This is a genomic window from Pseudobacter ginsenosidimutans (assembly GCF_007970185.1).
Taxonomy (GTDB): domain Bacteria; phylum Bacteroidota; class Bacteroidia; order Chitinophagales; family Chitinophagaceae; genus Pseudobacter; species Pseudobacter ginsenosidimutans.
The window spans coordinates 2,818,060-2,842,801 of the sequence record NZ_CP042431.1; the positions used below are offsets into that span (position 1 = coordinate 2,818,060).

The 24,742-nt window shown below is 44.7% G+C and carries 19 protein-coding genes; 13 read left to right on the forward strand and 6 right to left on the reverse strand.

Translation table 11 applies throughout. The annotated features are described in order from the left end of the window. Positions 1–238 precede the first annotated feature (238 nt). The 4 genes from FSB84_RS11495 (at position 239) to FSB84_RS11510 (ending at position 3,382) form a co-directional block, all read left to right on the forward strand. A complete protein-coding gene (locus tag FSB84_RS11495; protein WP_147122136.1) occupies positions 239–1,450 on the forward strand; it encodes a tetratricopeptide repeat protein in 1,212 nt (403 codons plus the stop codon). After that, positions 1,447–2,187, forward strand: a complete 741-nt coding sequence (locus FSB84_RS11500; protein WP_147122138.1) for a sensor histidine kinase — start codon at positions 1,447–1,449, stop codon at positions 2,185–2,187. Before FSB84_RS11495 ends, FSB84_RS11500 begins: the two co-directional genes overlap by 4 nt. Next, complete coding sequence (locus FSB84_RS11505) at positions 2,180–2,815, forward strand: response regulator transcription factor (protein ID WP_130541421.1); 636 nt, start codon at positions 2,180–2,182, stop codon at positions 2,813–2,815. Before FSB84_RS11500 ends, FSB84_RS11505 begins: the two co-directional genes overlap by 8 nt. A 168-nt stretch (positions 2,816–2,983) precedes the next feature. Further along, complete coding sequence (locus tag FSB84_RS11510) at positions 2,984–3,382, forward strand: hypothetical protein (protein WP_130541420.1); 399 nt, start codon at positions 2,984–2,986, stop codon at positions 3,380–3,382. Positions 3,383–3,460: 78 nt separating this feature from the next. Here the strand turns inward: FSB84_RS11510 and FSB84_RS11515 are convergent, their stop codons facing one another. The 5 genes from FSB84_RS11515 to FSB84_RS11535 form a co-directional block, all read right to left on the reverse strand. After that, the gene (locus tag FSB84_RS11515; protein ID WP_130541419.1) at positions 3,461–4,597 is read right to left on the reverse strand and encodes an L-dopachrome tautomerase-related protein; all 1,137 of its coding nucleotides are present in this window, start codon (positions 4,595–4,597) and stop codon (positions 3,461–3,463) included. A gap of 327 nt (positions 4,598–4,924) precedes the next feature. Further along, entirely contained in the window at positions 4,925–5,203 is a 279-nt protein-coding gene (locus FSB84_RS31675; RefSeq protein ID WP_130541418.1) for a restriction endonuclease, read from the reverse strand. Next, on the reverse strand, positions 5,112–5,615 hold the full coding sequence (locus FSB84_RS11525) for a hypothetical protein (RefSeq protein ID WP_147122140.1): 504 nt from the start codon (positions 5,613–5,615) through the stop codon (positions 5,112–5,114). Before FSB84_RS11525 ends, FSB84_RS31675 begins: the two co-directional genes overlap by 92 nt. Before the next feature lie 209 nt (positions 5,616–5,824). Continuing rightward, entirely contained in the window at positions 5,825–6,922 is a 1,098-nt protein-coding gene (locus FSB84_RS11530) for a Fic family protein (RefSeq protein WP_130541417.1), read from the reverse strand. A gap of 403 nt (positions 6,923–7,325) precedes the next feature. Then, on the reverse strand, positions 7,326–8,456 hold the full coding sequence (locus FSB84_RS11535) for a Fic family protein (protein WP_130541416.1): 1,131 nt from the start codon (positions 8,454–8,456) through the stop codon (positions 7,326–7,328). Between the two features lie 409 nt (positions 8,457–8,865). Here FSB84_RS11535 and FSB84_RS11540 point away from each other — a divergent pair, with 409 nt between their 5' ends. The 9 genes from FSB84_RS11540 to FSB84_RS11580 all read left to right on the forward strand — a co-directional run bounded on the left by FSB84_RS11540 (position 8,866) and on the right by FSB84_RS11580 (position 22,871). Continuing rightward, complete coding sequence (locus FSB84_RS11540) at positions 8,866–10,269, forward strand: TlpA family protein disulfide reductase (RefSeq protein ID WP_130541415.1); 1,404 nt, start codon at positions 8,866–8,868, stop codon at positions 10,267–10,269. Positions 10,270–10,407: 138 nt separating this feature from the next. Further along, a complete protein-coding gene (locus FSB84_RS11545; protein WP_158643857.1) occupies positions 10,408–10,983 on the forward strand; it encodes an RNA polymerase sigma factor in 576 nt (191 codons plus the stop codon). A 66-nt stretch (positions 10,984–11,049) separates the two neighbouring features. Next, on the forward strand, positions 11,050–12,327 hold the full coding sequence (locus FSB84_RS11550; protein ID WP_130541413.1) for a FecR family protein: 1,278 nt from the start codon (positions 11,050–11,052) through the stop codon (positions 12,325–12,327). A gap of 215 nt (positions 12,328–12,542) precedes the next feature. Next, complete coding sequence (locus tag FSB84_RS11555; RefSeq protein WP_147122142.1) at positions 12,543–15,842, forward strand: SusC/RagA family TonB-linked outer membrane protein; 3,300 nt, start codon at positions 12,543–12,545, stop codon at positions 15,840–15,842. A 19-nt stretch (positions 15,843–15,861) separates the two neighbouring features. Then, positions 15,862–17,286 (forward strand): RagB/SusD family nutrient uptake outer membrane protein, encoded by a 1,425-nt coding sequence (locus FSB84_RS11560; protein ID WP_130541411.1) that lies wholly within the window; start codon positions 15,862–15,864, stop codon positions 17,284–17,286. A 36-nt stretch (positions 17,287–17,322) separates the two neighbouring features. Then, positions 17,323–18,063, forward strand: a complete 741-nt coding sequence (locus FSB84_RS11565) for a DUF4843 domain-containing protein (protein WP_130541410.1) — start codon at positions 17,323–17,325, stop codon at positions 18,061–18,063. Between the two features lie 37 nt (positions 18,064–18,100). Beyond that, positions 18,101–19,615, forward strand: a complete 1,515-nt coding sequence (locus FSB84_RS11570; RefSeq protein ID WP_130541409.1) for a PKD-like family lipoprotein — start codon at positions 18,101–18,103, stop codon at positions 19,613–19,615. A 10-nt stretch (positions 19,616–19,625) separates the two neighbouring features. Further along, complete coding sequence (locus FSB84_RS11575) at positions 19,626–20,720, forward strand: TlpA family protein disulfide reductase (RefSeq protein WP_130541408.1); 1,095 nt, start codon at positions 19,626–19,628, stop codon at positions 20,718–20,720. A 24-nt stretch (positions 20,721–20,744) separates the two neighbouring features. Then, the gene (locus FSB84_RS11580; protein WP_130541407.1) at positions 20,745–22,871 is read left to right on the forward strand and encodes a S46 family peptidase; all 2,127 of its coding nucleotides are present in this window, start codon (positions 20,745–20,747) and stop codon (positions 22,869–22,871) included. 685 nt (positions 22,872–23,556) lie between these two features. Here FSB84_RS11580 and FSB84_RS11585 read toward each other — a convergent pair. Continuing rightward, on the reverse strand, positions 23,557–24,738 hold the full coding sequence (locus FSB84_RS11585) for an epoxide hydrolase family protein (protein ID WP_225980051.1): 1,182 nt from the start codon (positions 24,736–24,738) through the stop codon (positions 23,557–23,559). Between the last annotated feature and the right edge of the window lie 4 nt (positions 24,739–24,742).

Here is a 24,742-nt window from a genome sequence, read left to right on the forward strand (position 1 = left end):
ATAATTAGTGAGGTCCAAAATAAAGTGAAATTAATTTGTAGGATAGATGTTTCAAAATATGATCTTTCTGATAAAGGGTTTAGAAGGTTATAGGAGGGCCTTTCCCGTTAAACCAATATCAATATTGCCCTTTCAAAAATATCCCTGACCAGCTCCTGTACCCCGGTATTGCCAGGTCTCTTCACTTATACCTAAATTCCGGTATGCTTTCTATATGAATTTTCTTCAATTTTGAGCAATGAAAGTTCTGACCATTTACATAGTCAGTTTGTTTTTCTTCATTGCACCCGTCCGATCCCAGTCTCTGATCGATAGTCTTTACGTGGACAGTCTTGTCAATATTCTAAAAAATGCCCGATCGGACAGTACAAAAGCCCGTGCATGTTATTCGCTTTCCTTTTACTGGTCAAAATATGATAGCACCAATGCCTGGCATTACCTGGAAGAGGGCCGGCAATACAATGGGAAGAACAAATACCTGCAGGCTGTACATGTTTTTCACAAAGCTGCCTGTTTTTTCGATCTGGACCAGGACAAGGCGATGCAAAACTATCTGGAAGCAGCAAAGCTGTTCAGTAATTTCACGAACCCTGAAAGCTACCGGTTCCAGTCAAGATGCTGGGGAAATTATGGCGCACTCCAGCAAAGAAAAGATAATGAACCGGAAATGGTCAGTGCATTGCTCACAAAAGCGATCCCATTTGCAGAGAAGTCTGGTGATACGGCGCTGGCAGGGAATTATTATTCAGATGTTGGAATGGTATTCTCCAACCAGTTGCTGCATGAAAAGGCAGCCTACTATTTCAATAAGGCCCTTGCATGTTTTAGAATAAACAAACCTGCTCTGAAAGATGAAGTAATGACATTCCTTCACGCGGCCAGGAGTTTATGCCTCATGGATAGCCTGAAGGATGCAAAGCCGCTTCTGGACAATGTTAGAGCACTTTTAAAACCATTTCCGGATTCCGATCGAAATATAGATCTTAACATCACAGAGGCTATTTATTATAGAAAAGTGAACGATCCCGGAAAAGCTCTCCAGGTAATCCGTGATGGTATAAACCTGGCTGAAAAAATGGGCAGGAAATATTCCCTGAGTGAAGCATTGTACCAGGAGTACAAGACTTATTTTATGATGGCGCGATATCAACAGGCGCTGTTCTCCCTTCAAAGAGTGATGCAAATTACTCCTTACGAATTTGATGACAACAGGGTGATGCATTACAAGGAAATGGCCAGGGTATATAAAGCCATGGGCAATATTTCGAAAGCTTATGAATGGGTTACCAGGTACAGTGCATTACAGGATACAATTTATAAGGAGAATCTTGCAAAACAAATTGCGGACAATGAATCCCGGTATCGTTTTGTTACCAATGAAAAAAGATCATCCAACTGCAGTCGGAAAGGCAGGAGGCTGCCCTGGTGCACAGGAACCAGCAGTTGTTGAACTGGTTGCTGGGAGTAGCCGCATCCCTGTTCCTGCTTGCAACATTGTTCCTTATTTTCTATTATCGCAATAATAGAATGCAAACAAAACAGCAATGGAAAGAATTGCAGCAACAGCAGGAACTGATGCTTGCCAATGCCATGCTGGAAGGTGAAGAGCAGGAGAGGCGCCGCCTTGCGCGCGATCTGCATGATGGATTGGGCGGCACACTGGCAGGCATCAAAATAAAATTATCAGGACAGGAAAAGAAAGAAAAAACTCCGCAACTAAGTGAAGTGATCCTGCAGTTGGAAGGTTCTATCAGCGAGCTACGACGGATTGCAAGGAATATGATGCCTGAAAACCTGCAAAAGGTAGGGCTGGAGGAGGCTTTACGGGATCTCTGTGAATCGTTACAGAGCGATAATACCCTTATCGAGTTCCATTCCTTTGGCTTGCAGCCGGATATTCCACTGAATGTTCAGGCCAATATTTACCGCATCGTTCAGGAACTTCTCTCAAATGCGGTCAAACATGCAGCTGCTTCAAAGGTCATTGTGCAATGCAGTCAAAATGGAAAAATCTTCTTTATTACAGTGGAAGATAATGGGCGGGGATTCGAGATGAGTACCGTGAATGATGCTGAAGGCATCGGTTTTCAGAATATCAGGAACCGTGTTAAATACCTGAATGGAAGTATCGATATCGAATCTGTACAACAGGAAGGGACAACCGTAAATATTGAATTGCATGTCTGATATAAAAAAGACCCTCGCTATCGTAGATGATCATCCCATCGTGATTGAAGGGCTGAAAGCATTGATGAAGGAGAACCTGGCATTTGATCAGATCGTCACGTTCACCAATGGTAAGGACTTTATGAGTTTTCTTGCCAGCCAGTATGTGGACCTGGTATTGCTCGATGTTACCCTGCCCGATATGAGCGGCATCGATCTCTGCAAACAGATCAAAGCCTGCTGTCCGGATACCATAGTACTGGGATTGAGCAATCATGCCGAACGGAGCATAATTTTGCAGTTACTGGATTGCGGCGCTTCTGGCTATATGCTCAAGAGCGCACCGGCGGATGAGTTGCTGGAATGTATACAGGAAGCACAGTACGACGAAATGGTATTCAGTTCTGATGCGAAAAAGATATTGACAAGGCCAGGTGGTAGACATTCCAAACAATTGCCCTCCATTACTAAAAGAGAAAAACAAATATTACAGTTGCTGGCAGCCGGAAAGACCACCACCATAATCGCGGGAGAATTGCATCTTAGTCCATTCACCATCGATACTTATCGCAAGAACCTGCTGCAAAAATTTGAAGTAAAGAATACATCCGAACTGTTAATGCTGCTGGTGAAAGAAAACCTGCTTTGAATACCTGATCTCTTCATTCAGTTTGCTTATACCTGATTTCAGGAGGTGCAAAAAACCGATATTACGGTATTGTGCGTCCTGCCCGGCAGGAATAATTTTGGCTTCAGATCAACACCAGGGAAGCCGAAAACTGGTTGAAGAGTAGGCAAACAAAATAAATTCACCGCTATGAAGCAAGTAAAAAGATTATTACTGGGAACCTTATTCCTGAGTGTATTCGCATTGGTGTCCTGTTCCAAAGACAAGAATGATGATCCTGATCCGGGCGGAGATGGCCGTGGGAAAAAGATCAAATACAAAGTGACTGTTACCGATGGAGTTATTGGCACTGTTATTTATGGTTTTGATGACAAGACTACCACGCTAACATCGGTTAGCGGCAATAGCTGGGAAAGTAATGAACTGGATATTCCTTCCGGGGTAATCAGGGGCAGCGTGGCCGGTAATGGGATCGGTAACAATACAAGCTCGAAACTGACAACAGAAATATTTGTAGATGGGAAAAAGGTAGTAGAAAATACAGGTACAGGAAAAGCTCTGATGGCTTATTCGGGATACGATTTCTAGCAAGAATAAAAAAGACCAGTAACAACTGGTAACATAAGAAGGATAAACTGCTGCATGGCGGTTTATCCTTTTTCCATTTTAGAAATACCCTTCTGCTGCTGTTATCTTCACACGCAACAAATAATAAGGAGGCTTGCTTTCTTCCTTACCCAGATTCCAGAAGGGCCGTTTGTGAAGTTGATTGGATACCAGGTAAAGGTAACCATCAGGCGCAATTGCCAGCCCATCAGGCCATGAGATCAATGCGGTGTCCTTCACCAATACTGAATAGCCTGCGGGAGTTGCCATTACCACAGCACTGTTTTCGATATCGGTCACAAACAAAACACGGTTGCCTGCTTTTATACCATCAGACTTTGGCTTAGCAGCATAGTAGACGATCTTTTTTGATAATGCACTATCATCGGATCCCGGGCTCGACAATGCTGCCGCCGGTACCCGGAAAATACTACGACCACTCAGTGCGCCATAATAAATCCATTCCATTTTCCTGTCGATGGAGATGGGATTAAGGGGATACCTGGGCTTCAGCACGCTGCCATCCGGAAAGAGATGACTGATCACTTGTTTATCGATCACAATATCTTCATCAACCGGCTGAAAGCTGTGATGGTTTTCCAATACACGTCTTGCATAACCTGTTTGCAGATCTATCACAATAAATGCGGGCATTGCAGGTAGCACCAATCCTGCCATCGACATATCTGCGATCACTGCTGCATGATTTTTTTCATCGATGACGAAATCCTGCAAAAAAGAATTTGACCGGAGCACTGCATCCGGAATTGGATAAACATGCAGGAGCTTCCTGGTTGAGATATCCCAGGCAATGAGCTTGGGAGCTTGTACAGGCTGGGCTTTCCTGTCTCCAAGATCCATCACCCAAAGTACATTGTCTGAAGTTGCCTGGATACCGATTGCGGCATTGACACCTTTGTACGAATGCCCTTGCGGCTTCCTTGTCCATATAGTATCGGGGAAGTCCACTACAGTACCATCCGGCAAAATTTCTTTCACCTTATAGGGAGATGCTGTTGCATCGCTCATTGTAATGAATACCCTTCCTGTTGGTGATATAGCCACATTGCCCGGACGTTCTTTGTTGAATGAGGTCACAATTTCAAGTTTGGCATTCGACTGGGCGGTTGCCGGCAATATGCTGAACTGAAACCAGGCAATGAATATCGACCAATACAGGAACAGTTTTATCATCATGAAAGCTGATTGTTTGAACAGAAGCGTGAAGATTCTATGGAAGCCTCATTGTTTGCCCAAAAGTAAACTATCGACAACTTTCATACAATGCGCTACCTCACAAATAAAATGTGATGTAGCGCACAGCAGTAGAATAAACTATTTGCCCAAATTTGGTTAGACAACTGTCTGATCAGGGCCACGGTAAAAAGCTCCGCAGTGATGTGGGGCTTTTTTTGTTTTCCAAGAAAATCTCTACCGGGCTTTTAAATCGAATCAAAGCCTGCATATTGATATAGGAATGGTGTGGAACTATGCTTCATGTTGAATAAGTATAACTTTACTAAATTATTCCATTTCTAGTTTGTTGACTTCCTGAACAAGCTCGTAGAATTTTATTAGATCAATTTTTACGACTCGTGCAGTACGGGAGGCTGGCTTAGTGAAATCGGAATTCGTTACCAGTTGGCCCCTTACAGCTTTTTGTATTTGGACGGTTCCAACAAGGTTTCGTATGGCAGCTTCTCCTACTTTTTTATTGAAGGCGGATTGTTTCGCTTGTACAATTGTAAGAAATGGATCGCGTTTCATTGGTGCAAGTGAAAAGACTTTGATATTCAGCACCATTATCACGAGTAGCCTTAGTTAATTCTGTCTCATTACCTGAGACTCGATATATATAATCGACCAGCTCTTCAAATTTTCGTGGTGATATGTTTTTAGTAATATCAATCCCTTCTTTAAAGGCTCGAAGCAGGGTCTTAAGATTTTTGGCTACGATAATCCTTGAGTTTTCCTGAACTACCAGATATTCTTTTTGGTAGACGAAAGCTCTCACTACCTCTATTACCTTTAATAGATTTTCAGGGTAATGTTTTTTTTGTATACTTTCTTCTAGATGTTCCTTCAAAATGGAAGTGACAATTTCAACAAGTTGCAAACTACCCTCCCGAATAAGGTTGTCGAAAACGCCTAAATCAGCTTTGAATGCTTCTTCTCCTGTTTTTTTATTTTCATTTGTGCTTTTTCCTTTTAGCAAATCGATACCGGTTAGAAATTTATTTTCGAGACTACATTTCTTTCAATGCTTTATTATCTGTGTCGAAATAAAATGACCGCTCACTAGGTAAATCAATGTTCTTGAGCTTCGAAATGGTTACTCCGCCGTTGCCACCAAACGAAAAAATTTTATAGTCAACATTTGGCTCCATTCTAATCTAAATTTGAATTATGTTGAGATAAGACTTTTTAATGAATGCTTTCATTCAATATATAACTCGTACTACGCCCACCTGCCGGTACTTTCAGCAATATGCCTTTTTCGATCAAATCCTGTATATCTCTGGATGCTGTATCCTGTGAACATTTGGCAATTGTTGCCCATTTCGAAGATGAAAGCTTACCTTGAAAGCCATCAAGAAGCATATTCAATAATTTCTTTTGCCTGTCATTCACGGTATGAGTTTTTGGATTTTCCCAGAACCTTGCTTTTTGTATTACTTTTTCTAGTGTTTTGTCGGTTGCGCTCAGTGCGTGGTCAAGGCAATTTAGGAACCATGTCAGCCACTCCGTAATATCTAAATCGTCTTTCTGAGTTTTTTCGAGTACACTGTAATATCCATTGCGTTCAACTCTGATTTGTGCCGACATACTGTAAAAGCGTTGCACGCTTTGATCCGCGCGTGAAAGTTGCATGTCAGTTATTGCGCGTGCGATCCGTCCATTGCCGTCATCAAAAGGGTGTATTGTCACAAACCAAAGGTGAGCTATAGCCGCTTTAAGTACGTCATCTATATCATTTGTAGTGTTGAACCATTCTATAAAACGAGTCATTTCCTGATCCAGCTTGTCTGCATCTGGTGCTTGGAAATGCACTTTTTTACGGCCCATCGGACCGGAAACGACTTGCATAGGATCGTCTTTTGTATTGTTACGCCACGAACCCACAACGATCTTATGCATGCCGCTTCGGCCGGTCGGGAATAATACCGCATGCCAACCAAAGAGCCGGTCGGAGCTTAATGGTTTGCTATAATTCTGTGTTGCATCCAGCATCATTTCAACCACTCCTTCAACGTTCCGGTCGGCGGGAACCAATCCGGCTATATCTATCCCCAAACGACGGGCAATAGATGAACGAACTTGATTTGGGTCTAAAATTTCGCCCTCGATTTCACTAGACTTCAAGACATCTAAAGTGAGCGTTTGTAAAGTGGCTTCAGCTTGCAGATTAAAGCCTAAGCTCTCCATTCGTCCCACAAGTTTTCCTTGCTTATAGCGTACATCTGCAAGCAATTGGGTTATCGCTTCTTTTTTCCAGTCAAAATGGGGCCTTATTCTCCGCATTGTCAAGTATTTTCCGCATTTTATGCGGAGATTAAGATGCCTATTCTCCGCATTTTTTGAAACTTTCTACTTAGCATTTTGAAAATTCCGGCAGGGAGGCAAAAGCCTCTAAATCGTCCCAAAATCGGTTAGACAACTGTCCTGTTAGGGCCACAGGAAAAAGGTTCACAGTGGTGTGGGCCTTTTTGTTTTTGAACACATTCTCCAATTGTATTTTATTCTATCATTTAGAGTGATATTATTAAACCATCAGAATGACTTGGAAAGATTACGAGACAAAAATTCACGAGTACTTCAAGAGCCAATTTAGAAAACATACTTCAGCAATCAATTTCGTTAAACATCGTTTGAGCCTCACAATAAAAATTACTTATAAAAAATTGAAGTTGTTTCATTTACTTGGCTACTCGGCAAACTCTCTTTCAAGTATATCAAGATATTTATTAAAACGATACATTTTGTTGCGCTGCTTGCTATCTTCTTGCTGCAATATCTCGTGGTCGACAAAGAACCCAACCAGTTTCTGTGCTGTTTTATAAGTGCTGCCAATCAACTCTGCAACATCGTTTATTGACATGAGGGGCGTGTGGCAAAGTTGTTCGAGAAGATGAACGGCGTTTTTACGGACACGTGAAAGATCGCTGTCAATAACTGCATGGCACTCTTTCAACATAGCATCGATTGCCCAGGCTCGCTTAACAATATCTTCCGCCGAAACCTTGATGCCCCGCAGAAAATACTTTATCCAGCCTTCGTAATCTCCTTTCAGACGTACGGCATCCAGCCTGTCGTAATATTCGCTTCTGTATTTCATAAAAAAGAAAGATGGATAAAGAACAGGTTCGTTGATAAGCCCGGAATCCATCATCATTAATACGATCAACAACCGCCCGATTCGTCCATTGCCATCCAGGAACGGGTGTATTGTTTCAAATTGGACATGTGATAACCCAGCCTTTATTAGGGCAGGTAATGCGCTGCTCTCATTGATGAATTTTTCAAGATCATTAATGAGATTTTCAAGGTAATGGGCTGGTGGTGGTACGAGATTACCCACAAAAACAGGAACCTTTCTGTAATTCCCAGGCATTTTGCTTTCACCACGAACGCCCGATAAAAGTTTTTTGTGGCATTCGCGTATTAGCCTAGATGAAACAGGCAGGTTTTTCTCATGCATAAGTTTTATGCCATAATGCAAGGCATCAATGTAATTAAGAACTTCCTGTACATTCTTGTTTTCGGATTTCTCTTTGGATTTGTATTCAAGCACCTGCGTTAAAGTGGTGTTGATATTCTCGATCTGACTTGAATAAATAGCCTCTTTTGCAATGTACACATCCAGAAATCGTCTTTTGCTGGGTATTCTGGTCTGGGCTTCCATGAATTTACCCAGGCTTTGCATGGCATCGCCATAAAGCTCTAAGAGATCTCCATCGAAATCCAAAACAGGGTTTGGTGGCAAAGGAGCGGGAATGAAGTAATTGTGTTCCCCGATCTGTTCATAATGGCCGCTTCGCGATGAGTGTTTTTTCATGGTAAATCCAATATAAAAGTAATTCCAGCTGATTATTGTATCAATGTGCTAAAATAATACAATAATGGGTCTGTTGTGTACTGCTATTGTATGTTTATTTAACAAAGGTATAATAACGTAGGGTTTGTAAGGGCCTTATTGGATGATACTTCTGTTTATGCATCATTCCGGCAGGTTAGCAAAAGCCTCTAAATCAACCAGTAATTGGTTAGAAAACTGTCCGGCCAGGGCCACCAAAATCTCCAGCGTTTATGTTCATCATAAACGCTTTTTTATTTCTGTCAACTTCCAATAATCCGTTGAAATTTTAAAGACCTCATCACCAAAATAGTTTTCTTTCACTTAGTACGTTTTCTTCCAGCAAGGGTCTTCCGATAACAAGCGCTTTATCGCTTTTTAAAATGCTGGTATGAAAGATTTCAATCGTGTATTTTTCCCGTTTGCAGTTTTCTTTTTGATGACAATTTTTTCTGCTTCGCATGCATGGAGCCAGAGTGCAACTATTGAATGTACTTTTTCATCTGCTCAGCAAAGCAAGCCCCGGATCTATCAGGCTGCCTATGGCCGTCTGCATCAGGTGGCTTCAGCAATGGTCCGTCAACATCCTGAACAGTCCCGCTTTTCGATCCAAATACCATTAAAGAAATCCGGTTTTTATTATGTAGGTGCCGGAGATGAATTCCAGGTACAGGGTAAGCAAAGGATCTATTTGCAACCCGGGAAAACAGTGCAACTACAATTGAATGATACAGCCTGTTCCATCCTGTTGCCGGACCCTGTGAATACATTCCTGTTGCAATGGCACCAACGCATATGGCCATTGTTGGGTGAACATGCCAGGAAGCAGCAGGAGAGAAGTAATATGACGGATTTCAATGCAAAACTTGAGAGCTGGTTAAAGGAATGGGATATCCTGCCGCTCATTCCTGCAACCGGCGACCATGCACTCGACAGCAATTTGCAAATGATTACGCAGCTCGATCTGGTGTTCGCGGCAACCAGTTATCTCACACTCGCCAAAGCCACCAAGGAAGAGCCCACCGGTCTGCACGCTTTTTATCGAACCATCGATACCAAAAAACTCACAAAGGAAGGAGGAGTTGAATATCATCCTTTCGGAATGAAAATGCTCGAATCCCTGTATTACCTGAAACAAAACCTTCAGGGAAAACCCTTTGCTTTCGGACTCGATATGGAAGAACGACTGGAAGATATTCAACATCCGGTTCTGCGCGCAGAACTGGTGATAGAAGCATTGCGACAATTGAAAACAAAAGAAGGGCTGAAGGCACTCAAAGATCGATACGGCCCCATGATCAACAACCCTGCCCAACAGCGTCGATTCAAAGAGCGTCTCGCCATCATGACCACCAGATTGCCGGTGCAGCAATGGGCCGTTGAAGGCTTCTCACTCCCTGATACGGCAGGCAGAATAGTGTCGTTGCAGGATATGAAAGGAAAAATAGTAGTGGTTGATGTCTGGGCAACCTGGTGTGTGCCCTGCGTTGCCGAGTTCCCTTCACTGAAACAACTCGAACACGATTATGGAAAAAGGAATGTCGCTTTTGTTGGCATCTCAATGGACTCGGAAAAGTTCCGGGACTACTGGAAAAATTTTGTTGCGGAAAAAGCGCCGGGAAGCATCCAGCTTTTTGCCGGACCCCAAAGCCCTTTTTCAAAAATGTACAAGATCGGAGGAATCCCACGTTTCATGATATTTGATAGTACAGGAAAGATGTTGTTTGGTGATGCTCCAAGGGCATCGTCCTTTGAACTGAGATTATTGCTGGACCAGCTAATTGGCAAACAATAGTCCCTGGATCTTGCTTTGGAGGCTGGATACGCGGGAATAACGAGCCGGCTATTGGCCCTGTGAGATGCATTGATTTTTTTAGCATCTTTACTACACTAAACCTCCGTATTGCTGCACTCCACACTATATGATGAAAAGTTGACCCTCCAAAATATTGCAGAGGGTGATCAGGATGCATTTTATGAGCTTTACAAGCAATATGTGGATCAGTTGAGGAACTATATCCGGCGCGTTACAGCAGACGAGCTGGCCGCAGATGGAATTCTGCAGGAAATATTCCTGCGTGTATGGCTGAACAGGGATGAACTGACAGAACTGAACAGTTTCAAAGCCTGGATCTTTACCATCGCTGCCAACGAAACCATGCGATTTCTGCGGAAGAAAATTACTTACAGGCAACTGCTTCTTAAATCGTCTATTGCTTCTCCCGCGCAACAAGCCATTACACCAGACCTTGAATATGATATGGTGGAGCTTCGCCGGCTGATACAATTGGCCGTTGACCGGCTTTCTCCCCAACGCCGATTGATCTTTTCCATGAGCCGAGAACAAGGAATGAAACCTGCAAAGATCGCAGCCGAGCTGGATCTTAGTATTAGCACCGTCAAAAATTCGCTTTCCACTGCACTCAAAGAGATCCGGTCATATTTAAGAGATGCCGGTATCGTGATCAACATACTCGTTATCCTCAATATCCTTTTCAAAAAAATGTAATTGGTACGTTCTCTTCTGTGCCGGGTCTTACTATTCACTTAGCTATTAAACCTTCAATCATTCAATATGAACAAGGACCGTATTGCATATATCATACAGGCTTTCAAAGGCAATTCATTGACCACAGCGGAATGGGATGAATTGGAGGTGTTGCTGCAGGAAGAGAACAACCAGTCACTGAGAATTTACCTGATGGAGCTATTGGAACACCAGCCCGGAACAGTGAAGGCCACACTTTCTGAAAATGATGAAACCATCCTGCAAAACATTTTGAATAGCGATCGGAAAACTTCTGAACAGCGGAAAATAATGCAAGCGATATCAGGTGAACAAAAGACGTATGGTAAAGCCAGAATGATTTTACGCTGGACGGCTGCTGCTGCCATTTTCCTGGCGGTCATCGGTGGATGGCTGATCTGGCAGAACTTATCCAAATACCCGTCCGGTCCGGCGCCCAAAGAAAACCTCGCAGAGGCATTCAATATCAAAGCTCCGCAACAAGGCGCTGTACTCACACTCTCGGATGGTACCAGGGTATTGCTGGATACGGTCAATAATGGATTCAGGACCAGTGAGCACTCAACTGATCTGCAGTGGGATAACGGTGAACTTCGCTATGGAAGCTCTTCACGGGCTACGGGAGCGCATGGAGCAACTGCCTACAATACTCTGGAAACACCTGCCGGCCGGCAGTTCAGGATCCAGCTACCTGATGGTTCAAAAGTCTGGCTGAATGCGCAAAGCGCCATCCGGTATCCGGTAGCATTCACCGGGAAAACCAGAACGGTGGAGCTGAAAGGTGAAGCTTACCTGGAAATTGCAAAGGACCCCCGCAGGGAATTCATCGTAACCACGGAAACAGGTATTCAACTGGATGTGTTGGGAACAGCTTTCAATGTAAATGGTTACAGCAGCGAAAAAGAAGTGAAAGTAACATTGGTGGAAGGTTCACTGCTGGTTAAAGCACAGGCCGCACAAAATAACCGTGAAGCCGGCACGAATGCTGTGAAAATCAAACCCGGTGAACAGGCCACACTGGCACTGACGCCCAATGGAAAAGTAAACCCCTCTTCCAGGATCGGTATAGACCCCTCCGTGGATATGGACCAGGTGCTGGCCTGGAAAAATGGCCGGTTCAATTTTGAAGGCATGCGCCTGCGCCAGGTGATGAAACAACTGGAACGCTGGTATGATGTTACCGTCGTTTATGAAGAAGGCGTTCCCGATACCGAATTCTATGGGGAACTGAGTCGCGACAATTCCCTGGGCGATATCCTGCTTGCTTTCAAAGACGCAGAACTGAAATATAAATTAGAAGGACGAAAACTAACGATCATGAAATAAAACCTGCTGCTGAATGCCATGAAAAAGGTGTCGCTTGCCGGCGACACCCGAAGGTTTGGCAGAAAATAATAGGAGTCTGTTTTTCCAATCAATCAACCAAAACCAGTGCAAATTATGAAAAAAACTGCCCCGCCCACCGAGGCCCTGGGGAGAAAGGGGACTTCGTCCGCTATCCCCCTGGCAAAGGTGGTGGCTTCATCAAAATTTTGTTGGTGATGAAATTAACCACGCTACTGCTTACCGTATCTATGCTGCATGCTGCTGCAGGTACGGGCCAGACTGTTTCGATCAATGCGGCCAATATGCCGCTGAAAAAGCTGTTTACAGAAGTGAAACGGCAAACCGGCTTTACTGTTTTCGGAAGAAATGAACTCTTTCGGTTGTCTAATCCCGTTACTATCGATGCCAGGAATATGCCACTTGCCGATTTTCTGCAGCAAGTAATGGTATCACAACCACTTCAGTTCAGGATAAATGGGAAGGATATCATCCTTAGCCGGAAATCCAGTCCTGGCGCTGCCCGGGAAGTATCAGTCCTGCAGACAACAGAAACATTCGCAACAATAAACGGCACCATTTATGATGCGGAGGGGCTGCTGCTGGAAGGGGCGTCTATCATGCTGAAACGAACGGGTAAAACCACCCAGTCAGACAGCAAAGGACAATTCTCTCTCGATGCATTGCCGGATGATATCCTTGTGATCAGTTTTGTTGGCTATACCACGCAGGAAATAAAGGTTGGCAATAACCGTTACCTGAGGATCCGGCTGAAGCAGGAAGAGGTGCGCATGAATGATGTAGTGATTACAGGGATCGTCAACCGGAAAGCAGAAAGCTTTACAGGGGCTTCCGTCCGTTTCAGCAGGCAGGAACTGATGCAGGCAGGAGCCCGGAATATTTTTCAAAGCCTGAAAAGCATGGACCCCGCCCTCAATATTTTTGAGAGCCTGGCAAACGGATCCGATCCGAATAAGATGCTGGAAATGCAGATCAGGGGTACTTCTTCCTTCCCTGATGTGAAAGGACAATACGCTACCAATCCCAACCAGCCACTGTTCATTGTGGATGGCTTTGAAATGACTATAGAAAAAGTAAATGATCTCGATATCAACCGCATTGAATCCGTAACCATCCTGAAGGATGCTTCTGCCAAAGCATTGTACGGTTCGCGCGCGGCCAATGGCGTGATTGTGATCGAAACAGTGAAAGTGAAACCCGGGCAGCTCAGGATAAATTATACCGGAACTTATGGCATCGAAATACCTGATCTATCCAGCTACAATCTCACCAACGCACGCGAAAAGATCACGCTGGAAAAGGAACTCGGCGCCTACTACCGGCCACAACCACCCGCCGCTTTGGTGTACGACAGCCTTTATTACGCCAACCTGCGTGAAGTGCAGAACGGTGTAAATACAGACTGGCTTGCACAACCCACCAGGGTTGGCTTCAGTCATAAGCAAACAGTTGGATTTGAAGTAGGGGACGACAGGCTAAGGACGGGGCTCACTCTTTTCATGAACAATACACAGGGTGTTATGAAAGGGAGTGAAAGGAAATCGATCGGTGGCGCCTTTCAATTGACCTATCGTTATAAAAAAATCCTTTTCAGGAACCTCCTTCAATATACCGGGATCAATACCGCCAATTCACCTTATGGCGAATTCAGCGAATACGCCCGCCTGAACCCTTACTGGAGGCCTTACAACGAAGATGGCTCGGTAAGGAAATTCCTGGGCATCGGTCCCGTTCTCAGTGAACCCGTATACAATCCGCTCTATAACGCGATGTTGAACACCACTTCCTCCACCAATTATACAGATCTCACCAATAATACCTACCTGGAATATTTTATCTCGAAGAGCCTTAAACTGGTTGGCAGATTTGGATTTGCCAATACAGTCAACGGATCAGATGTATTTCTGCCGGGAAACCATACCAGCTTCATTGGCCTCACAGGTGAAAACATGTTCCGCAGAGGATCATACAATAAAGGAAACGGAAAAGCATCGATGGTCAGTGGCGACCTCAACCTGAATTACTCCTCCAGTTGGGGAAGGCACAGCGTATTTGGCAATGTGGGAGGAAATATCAGGGAAGATAAAAGCGAAAGCTTCCTGTATTCTGCTATCGGATTTCCCAACGACAGAATGGATAATATCCTTTTCGCCAAACAATATGCAGAGAATGCCAAGCCTACCGGCGCCGAATCCATCAACAGGGAACTGGGGATACTGGCCATCGGCAGCTATTCGTTCGACAACCGGTTCTTCGCTGATTTTTCTCTGAGGACAAGTTCCTCTTCTCAGTTCGGTTCGTCTAACCGTTGGGGTAGTTTCTACTCGGCAGGAGCCGGCTGGAATCTCCATCACGAGAAGTTCTTCCAGAAACTTCCTCAGATTACGATGCTGAAACTGAGAGGTTCTGCAGGATATACAGGTTCGCAAAATTTCAATTCTTACCAGGCACTGCTGCTATACAATTACTTTGTGGATGATTCCTACCAGGGCTTACCCGGCGTTTATCTCAACGGCCTCTGGAACCCGGAACTGAAATGGCAGCAGAAACTCGATTATAATGTTGGAGTGGACGCCAGTATCCAAAACAGGATCAATATCAGGGTAGATCTTTACAAAGCGATCACCACCAACCTGCTGACAGACATTACGATCCCTCCTTCACTTGGTTTCAGCTCCTATATAGCCAATCTCGGGCAGATCACCAACACCGGTATGGAGTTCAGGGTGAGCTACAGAATGTTTGTAAATAATCAGAATCGACAGTCGCTCAATTTGTTTGTAACGGGAATCACTAACCGAAACAGGATCGTAAAGATCTCCAACTCGCTCAAGACGCTTACGGAAGAGCAGGATAAATTATCAGAAGGATCCAATAAACCACTTGTACGTTTCCAGGAAGGACAGTCGCTGGATGCTATCTGGGCAGTACCCAGCCGCGGCATCGATCCTGCCACCGGCAAAGAGATCTTCGTAAAACGAGATGGCTCATTCACGGATCAATGGGATCCGCTTGACAAAGTGGTGGCGGGTGTGAACCAGCCGAAGCTGATGGGCACCGGCGGATTCAACTTCGAAATAAAAGGGTTCAGCGTCGGCCTTATCGCCAGGTACAGGCTCGGCGGCCAGATCTATAATCAGACACTCGTTGACAAAGTAGAGAATGCACAACTGAATTTCAATGTGGATAAACGAGCTTATTATGATTCCTGGAAAAAACCGGGAGATAACGTGCTCTTCAAAAGTATCGGAACCGTCAATACCCTCACCCTTGCTACATCCAGGTTTGTGCAGGACCTGAGTGAACTGGAGATCTCCTCGGTGAACATAGGGTATGATTTCTACCGTCATGCGTTTGTGCAAAAATTGAAAATGCAAAGGTTACAGGTACTGATGAACATGAACGATATACTCAGACTCTCTACGGTTAGAATCGAAAGAGGTACGGCCTATCCCTTTGCACGCTATTGCACACTAACGCTTATGGCCAATTTTTAAACTGAATAAAAGGAAAAGCATGAAAAAGCTATGCTATATACTTTCGGTAGCCGTCCTGTTCCTGCTGATTTTGTCATCCTGCAAAAAATGGATGGATGTGCAGCCGAAGATCAGCATCAAATCTGATGTTTTGCTGCGTACCGAACAAGGCTACAGGGATGCGCTGATCGGCTGCTACACATTGATGAAGAGCCAGAGGCTGTATGCACGGGAACTGACCTTCGGCTTTGTGGACGCTGCGGCTCAACAATACGACACCTACAATAATTCGGTATATAACGATGTGGCCATGTGGAACTATACCACTGTAGCCTCAGTGAGATCGAAGATAGATGGGATCTGGTCGGGCATATATAATATACTGGCCAACGTGAATAATATCCTGGACAATATAGACAGCGATAAAGGCATCTTCACCAACGGTAATTATGAACTGATCAAAGGCGAAGCGCTGGCGATCCGCGCCTTCCTGCATCTAGACCTGCTGCGTCTCTTCGCATCCTCCAATCTTTCATTGAAAGCCATTCCCTATATCAAAACACTATCCACCAAAGTGATCGGTTCTTCCAATGGCAATGAAGTGATCGGTCTTATCCTCCAGGATGCCGCCGCGGCTGAAGAACTCTTGAAGGAGGATCCCATCAAATCCGGCAAAAAATATATTTACAGCCAGGATGAATTCATGAATAACAGGCACCAGAGATTGAATTATTATGCATGCAAAGCTATTGCTGCCAGAGCTTGCCTCTGGGCCGGGAAAAAAGTGGAAGCACTCGCGAAGGCCAGGGAAGTATTGCAGGATGCCGACCGCCTCTTTCCCTGGATCCAATCTTTGGATATTTCCGCAACCAGTGAGCGCGACAAAGATTATACCTTCTCAACGGAGAACCTCTTTGCACTGAATGTTCATGACCTGAAAAATATCTCCAACACCTGGTTCATGGCGGCATTGCCCAATAACCTGCTCTTCAGGGGCTCCTACTTCTACGAAGAAATGTATGAGAAGTATTCAATAGGCGCCAATGACTACCGCCTGCTCTTTACTTCAAAACTTTCAGGCTGGGATTATGTCCTTTATAAATATTATCAGCCCGATAATTACAAGGCTGCTTATGCGGGTATGATCCCGCTGTTCAGAAGATCTGAATTGAATTATATAGCAGCGGAATGTTTGATCGGTGTGAATAATGAAGAGGCGATTGATCTGCTGAACGAAGTCCGCCGGCATCGCGGCATCAGTGCGGACCTCGATCATTCACTGTCCAATGCAGAAGTAACAGCGGAGTTACTCAAGGAGTATCGGAAGGAATTCCAGGGCGAAGGGCAGTTGTTCTACTATTGCAAGCGCAATAAGCTCACTAATTTCCCCGATGGCTACCAGACTGTAACCGATAAAGAGTATGTATTGCCAAAGCCTGAAAACGAGACCGAGTTCGGGCAATGAGGCAGAAACTTTTTTAGTAACCGAAATTCAACTGTTATGAAACTGATCATTCGATATATGATTTTCCCGCTTGCCCTTGTGGCATTCGCAGGCTGTTCCTCCAAGGATATCCAGGGCTACGAAACTGATCCCGGCCTGTTCTTTCAAATACCCGGATCCGGATCAGTGGCGTTGAGGGATTCAATCATCTACTCTTTCCCCGCCAAACCGGATGTGGGAGATCATGATACCCTCTGGTTCAAAGCCTGCATCATGGGCAATGCTGCCTCCTTTGACCGGGAGATCGGCATCAGGATCAATACAGACAAGACCACAGCTGTTGAAGGCACGCATTTCCGGATAGAAGGAAGAAAGATACCAGCCGATTCATTTTCCGTGCGGGTGCCGGTGATCATCTACAAGAATGGCTTAAAAGATAAATCTGTGCGACTCGAGATCGAAGTAACCGAAAACCAGTATTTCAAACCAGGGTATGATCGATACAAAAAAGCTGTATTCATTTGGGGCGATATGTTCCTGAAACCTGATATATGGGATAAATCCAATTACAGGTCAGCCTTTGGTGAGTTTACTCCTACACGTTATGCATTTATTCTGAAAGCCTGCAATATCACGGAGCTGCCAGACCCAATGAACCTGACCTTACTGGCCTATTACAACTCCGTTGCCCGTAAGGCATTGTTCGATCACAATGCAATACCCGGTAACACGCCGCTCACAGATGAACTGGGAACGGTTGAGTTCCCCGTGTATACAGGTGTTGGTGGTTTGGGTTAGAGAGCCTGCTATCTTATAACGATTCAACAAGGAAACAATGAAATCAAAATATTGCGGCATACTGATTGCCATTTGCATATCGCTGTTCACGGCCTGCGTGAAGGATGAGGGGAATTATTCGTATGGAAATCAAACGGATTATTTTATCGATTCCACCAGTGTATCATCCTTCTTCACCCTTAAGCAAAATGAACAATTGATCGTAGAGCCTTCCCTTGCCAATGGCGTTTCAGGGAACGGGTTGAACTATGAATGGTTCCTGAAGCAGGAGAGCTTTGCTGTGGACCCTTCCACGGGAGGGTATTACGATGTTAAGATCGGAACAGACCGTCAGTTGAATTACAAGATCACGGAAAAACCGGGAAGCTATATACTGGTGCTGTACATAAAGGACAGCAATAACGGCGGGATCACGCAATTACTGAAACGACAGCTTACAGTGAGCTCCTTCGCTTCCCCGGGATGGATGGTATTGCATGGAGATGGCATTTCCTCGGATATCAGTATCGTAGTGAACAATCGTTTTACCCCTGCTGCTCCCTTGTCTGCCGATTATGTTCAGGAAGATGTTTTCTCCCTCACGAATGGTAAGAAGATAGAAGGTGAAGGCGCTGGTCTGTTTTATTTGGAAGATCGCTGGGTAGAGGTTTTTACAAAGGGCGATAAAGGAGGATACCGGGTTAGTGGTAATGACCTTCGTACGCTAAACCCTTACAGTGGAATGTTCGTGATGCCGCCAGCAGCTCCGGATATCCGTTACGACGTTTATGCATCCTGGTCATATAACGAGTTGCTGGTGAATAAAGGCGACCTGTATTTTGCTTCCCAGCCCGAGGTATACAAGTATTTCCCTTACGGCGTCAAATGTTTTGGGGAAGATTATGTTGCCGCTCCGTTCCTGGCGAGTATCAATTTATACTTCACTTATTACGGCGTTTTTTACGATACCAAACACAAACGGTTCCTCTATATCGATTACGAAAGGAATGTGAAGCAGTTCGCTGCGCCCGGGCCCAATGCCGCGTTCGATATGAGAAATGTAGGTAAAGAGATGGTTTATGCCGAACATGGATTCGATAACAGGTGGTTCTGCCTCATGCAGGATGCAGGAGCGCCTGCGTCCAGGGAACTCTTTGTTTCGAAATTCAATACATATGATGATGGCAACCGCGCCCTGGCAAGGATCGATATCAGCGCCGCGCAGGGTATGGCTGCTTCCACCTTCTTCGCGTTCGGTAACAGGGGAAATATCTTCTACCATGCGGATGCAACGCATATTTATCAGAATAACTATACGGGCGATAAAAGCTCTTCACTTCGTATGGACGTTGGCGGTAGTTTCCCGGGTTATGAAGTGACCAGGATGAATGTATTCAAATGGAGGAATCATCCCTATGATGGCCGTCTTCTGATGGTAGCCCTCTACAATGCCGCAGAAAAGAAAGGAAAACTATTGCAGATAGATATCAATGAAGTAAGCGGTGTATTCGGATCGATAAAAGAATATGACGGCTTCGGAAAGATCACTGCAATGAATTACAAACTAAAATAAATAATCCCGCATGTTGAAGTCATGGTTAATGATCCTGTTGCTCTCCACCGGTTCGGTGATGGCGGCAGGAAAGGAAAAGTATTGTACCCTCGAAGGTGAGATCAAAATGCTCAAGACGCCGGCCGAAGTAATGGTTTTGCAAAGAACAGGTGAATTTGAATCGGATTCGGTAACAGCCGCTGTTGTTGATGCGCAGGGACATTTCAGGCTAAAGATCCCTCTGAAATACAACGGGCTGGTTTTGGAGATAAGGGTCAAAGGAACACACGATTTTTGCAATTTCATTGCTGAACCAGGTACTGTTCATATTGCCGGATCAAGCGGTAAATTTTACCTGGCAGCAGTTGAAGGAAAAGCTGAAAACAAACGCTGGAATGAATACCAAAAGTTTCAGTACGAAATGAGTAAACAACAAAACAACATTTTCCGGCAATCCGGGCTGTCTGATGAGGAACGAAAAAGAATGTTTGATGCTTTTGCTGAACGTCAAAAGCATTTTACTGATTCCTTCATGCTTGCAAACAAGTCTAGTGTGGTGGCATTGTACATGGCGCGGGTGCCGCTTCCCATGATGAAGCATACGCAGATCGACGCTGTTTTACAACAATTCGATAAGAAACTGCAGGCCCATCCCTATTACAAGGAAATGAAAGCAAGGGCCGATGTGTTGAGAAGAGTGGCCCCGGATGCCGTTGCGCCGGATTTCAAAGTTGTTAAAGAAGATGGCAAAACACCCATTCAACTTTCTTCCTTCCGCGGTAAATATGTACTGCTGGATTTCTGGGCTTCCTGGTGTGTGCCTTGCCGTGAGGAAAACAAACACACGCTGACTATCTATGAAAAATTTCACCCGAAAGGACTGGAGATTGTTTCGTTCTCGCTGGACCATGATTTGGCAGACTGGCAAAAAGCCATCGAAAAGGATGGCATTCTATGGAACAATGCTTCAGATCTTACCGGTGGTAAAAGATCGAAGGTGGCGCAGGAGTATGGGATCGACGGCCTGCCCGCCATCTGGCTGATAGGGCCGGACGGTAAAATCATAGCAGAGAGCATCCGTGGGGAAGAGCTTGAAAAAATGCTGGAATCCATATTCAGAAAATAATACAGTAAAAATAGAGCAGTAGTGATGAAGAAGACGATCATTGTAATTGCAGCACTGATAATCTCCGGGCTTACAACGGTAACAAAGGCTGATGAAGGAATGTGGTTGCTGCCATTGTTGAAAAAGTACAATGAGCAACAATTGAAGGAAATGGGATTGACGATCCCCATAGAACAATTGTCGGGAGCGGATCCGGATGGCATTGCGGCTTCCGTGGTGATGTTCGGTTCCGGTTGTACGGGATCGGTGCTTTCTGAAAATGGGCTTGTGCTTACCAATTATCATTGCTCATATGATGCGATCAGGCAGCACAGTTCTGCACAACGGGATATTTTCAAGCTGGGTTTCTGGGCCGCTGATACGAAGCAGGAACTGCCGGTTAACGGCCTCTCCGTTACGATCAACAGAAAAGTGATCGACATAAGCGATGAAATGAAAGTATTGCTGGCCGATCCCTCAAAATGGGCAGCGACTGCTGAAAGGGATTTATTGAAGGGGGCTATAACAGTCTTGAATAACCGCTATCAGCGCCTGTTTCCGGGCATGAACCTCTTGTTCAGATCATATTTCAATAACAAGCTGCATGTTTTGTACGTGCAGGAGAAGTTCGATGATATTCGCCTGGTGGGAATTGCCCCTAAATCTGTGGCAAAATTCGGCGGCGAAACGGATAACTGGAAATGGCCGAGACAGAGCGCTGATTTTGCGGTTTTCAGGATCTACGCAAGTGCTTCAGGTAAACCTGTACCCTATGCTCCATCGAATGTTCCGCTGAAAGTGGAACATCATATCAAAGTCTCTTCAGCAGGATACCAGGAAGGAGATCTTGCCATGTCGATGGGGTTCCCGTTCAATTCCAGCCGTTATGCTCCGGCCGCTGAAGTAAAAGAAAAGATGATGGTGATGGTGCCACCCGTAATTGCTGTACGTCAGCAACGGCTCGCTATCCTGGACGAAGCCATGAAACTGGATGACCGTATCAGGCTTCTTTATGCAGCCGGTTATGCCGGTTCAGCCAATCAATACAAGGATGCAGTGGGCTTTCAGGAATGGTCCAACAGGCTGGACCTCTACAATAAGAAAAAGTCGAAGGAATTGTCCTGGGCAGGAAACCTGAGTGATTCACTGGATATCTTGTATGCGAAAGCGGCTGAAGACAAAAAAGCGCTGCAGTATTTGTCGGAAGTATTCCTGGAAAGCTGGAGTACGCTCGGTTTTGTGAATGGATTTGGCCGGGCATTCCTCGGTATCAAACCAGGAATTCCAGGCAATAAGGGCTCGCTCAAAAATCTAAAGAACAATATCCGGTTAAGTTACGGTGCTTTTGATCCTGCAACAGATAGAAAAGTAGCAGAGGCTGTACTGAAAATCTATATGGACAGCATTGATCGCAAATACTGGCCCGATCCTTTGCTGGAAGCAACAGGTAAACCAGGTTTTACTGTTGAAAAATACATTGATAGCCTGTACCGGGGTTCAGTGTTTGCGGCCAGAGACAAACTCTTCATGTGGATGGATAAAGCTGTTACTCCCATCAAACAAGATCCTTTGTTTTTATTTGCAGAGGCAGTATCGAAGAAACAATTTACTTTATTCAGAAGTATCGAGCAGGTCTCCAGGCAAATTCGTTCATTACAGCAGAAGTACGATCAATTGAATCTGCAGCGCTATAATGGCCCTGTTTACCCCGATGCCGATCGAACTATACGTTTCTCCTATGGAAAAATAGAAAAGCTGCAGTATGAACAACAGGATTTTCCTTTTCAGATGATGTTCTCTTCAATGATTAAAAAAGGTAGCCAGTTATATCCGGCACAATCGGACAGGTATAACGATTATCTGCTTCATCCGCAATTGTTGAAGTTATGGGAGCAATTGCAGCAGTCCGGTGATCCTTCCGCACGGGACATGCCGGTTACATTTATCACTAATGGCGATGTAACGGGCGGGAACTCCGGCAGCCCAATGCTGAATGCCAGGGGAGAGCTCATTGGTTTGGTTTTCGATTGCAACTGGGAGTCGATGACGAGAAGCTACCAGTACGAACCTTTGTACAACCGCGTGATCTGCGTGGATATCCGGTATATCCTGCGGTTGACGGAGTTTCTTTCCGGTTCGAAAAGAATAGTGGATGAGTTGTTAGGGACATGAATCCGGAACAAAGGCGCAGACAGTCCTGTGCCTTTGTTCACTTTGCAATTTGATCCCGATGGGCAAAAGATGTAACTGGAGTTTTATATATTGCAGTAGCAATTGAGTTCTTTATACTGAAGCCCTCTTTCAACCCAGGGCTTTAGTATATGTTCAATAAGAAAAAACGAAGGCATTCCACTTGCCTCAGCAACACAACGGTTATCAAGTTTGTGGAATTGTTGATTGTTACAGGCCAGGTCCTTTTGATTGTTTTGCGAGCACGCTAAGTGTGTGAGAGAATAGGCCTGGTAAGTTTGTCGAATTACATAATGTAATTCAACAACTCATAAACTTACATCCGCAAGATCAATTGGTTACAATTTTGGGATCGTCATTTAGGCCTTGATTTACCGGCTTCTGCAATAAGAAATACTCCTTTGTGCAATAAAAATGGTTGTTCTGCCTTCAATTACCCGTCAAATAATATTGGAATAATATTTACGTGCTGCTGTGATTCAACAGAATATAAAAATGAAAAAAGTTGTCGAATTACTATAAATAATTCGACAAACTTTTCACTAATCTGCTGTATCTCAAATTACTGCTTATGATGCAATGATTCGGAAGTATGTTTGCGCATTAAACTACGCAATAACTATGCAATAAATAGAAGGTGTTTTTGAATCGCTGAATTGCTTTTCCTTTATTTAGTCAGCTGCTCCTTAAAAAACGTATCCACTTCTTTCGCCCACAACTCCGGTGTTTCCAGCGCGGCAAAATGACCGCCTTTCTCCATCTTGCTAAAACGTTTTACATTCACCCTTCTTTCAGCCCATTCCTTTGGCGTAGGAGCATCACCGGGGAAGATCGCAACACCCGTAGGCGTATTCACTTTCCTGGCAGATGCGAGCTCCTGCGCATTGTCTACTGCATAACTGCGCATGGAAGAATTAATGGTTTGCGTTACCCAATAGATCATAATATTCGTAAGCAGTTCATCTTTTGTAAAATGGTTTTCGATACCATCTTCCTGTGTACGCCAGCTGTTGAACTTTTCAATGATCCAGGCTGCCAGCCCTGCCGGAGAATCATTCAGTCCATAAGCCTGCGTTTGTGGTTTAGTGGCATGCAGCAGCGAGTAGGCTCCTTCTTTAAACCACCATTGTTGAATGATTTGTCCGAACTCCTGTTCAGCTTTCGACATCTTGCTCCAATCCTCGGAACCATTGGGATATCCTACATCTGATAAATGAATGGCAGGTACATTTTCCGGGTATAGATTGGCGAGAGATTTGGTGATGCCCTGTCCTATATCACCACCGGCAGAAAAGAAAGTATCATAGCCGAGTACGTCCTTCATCAAAGTGGCGAAGATCTTTGCGGAGCCATCATCGGTTTTTGCCACATGACCTGAAAAACCGAATCCGGGGATAGAAGGGATCACCAGGTCATAGTCTGTCAATAACGGGATCACTTTGATATAACGGTAAAAACAATCAGGCCAGCCGTGCAACAACAGCAATGGTTTTGCATTGGAGCTTTTGCTTTTGATATGAAGGAAATGAATGGTAACACTATCTATCTCCACCGTGAATTGTGGGAACTTGTTGAGAGCGGCTTCCTGTTTGCGCCAGTCGTAACCATTTTGCCAATAGGCCACAAGGCTTTGAAGGAATACAGGATCAGTACCGTATTGCCAGCCGATATTGGCGGGTGCATCTGGCCAGCGGGTATTCCGGAGACGGTGTTGAAGATCGTCAAGGACTGTTTGCTGCACGTTGATGGTGAAAGGTTTTACTGTATACATATGGTCCTTCTTTTTAGATTGAGCGTTTACGGAAATTGTTGTAACTGCGATCGACAAAAAAAGAATGATCTGTTTCATGGTA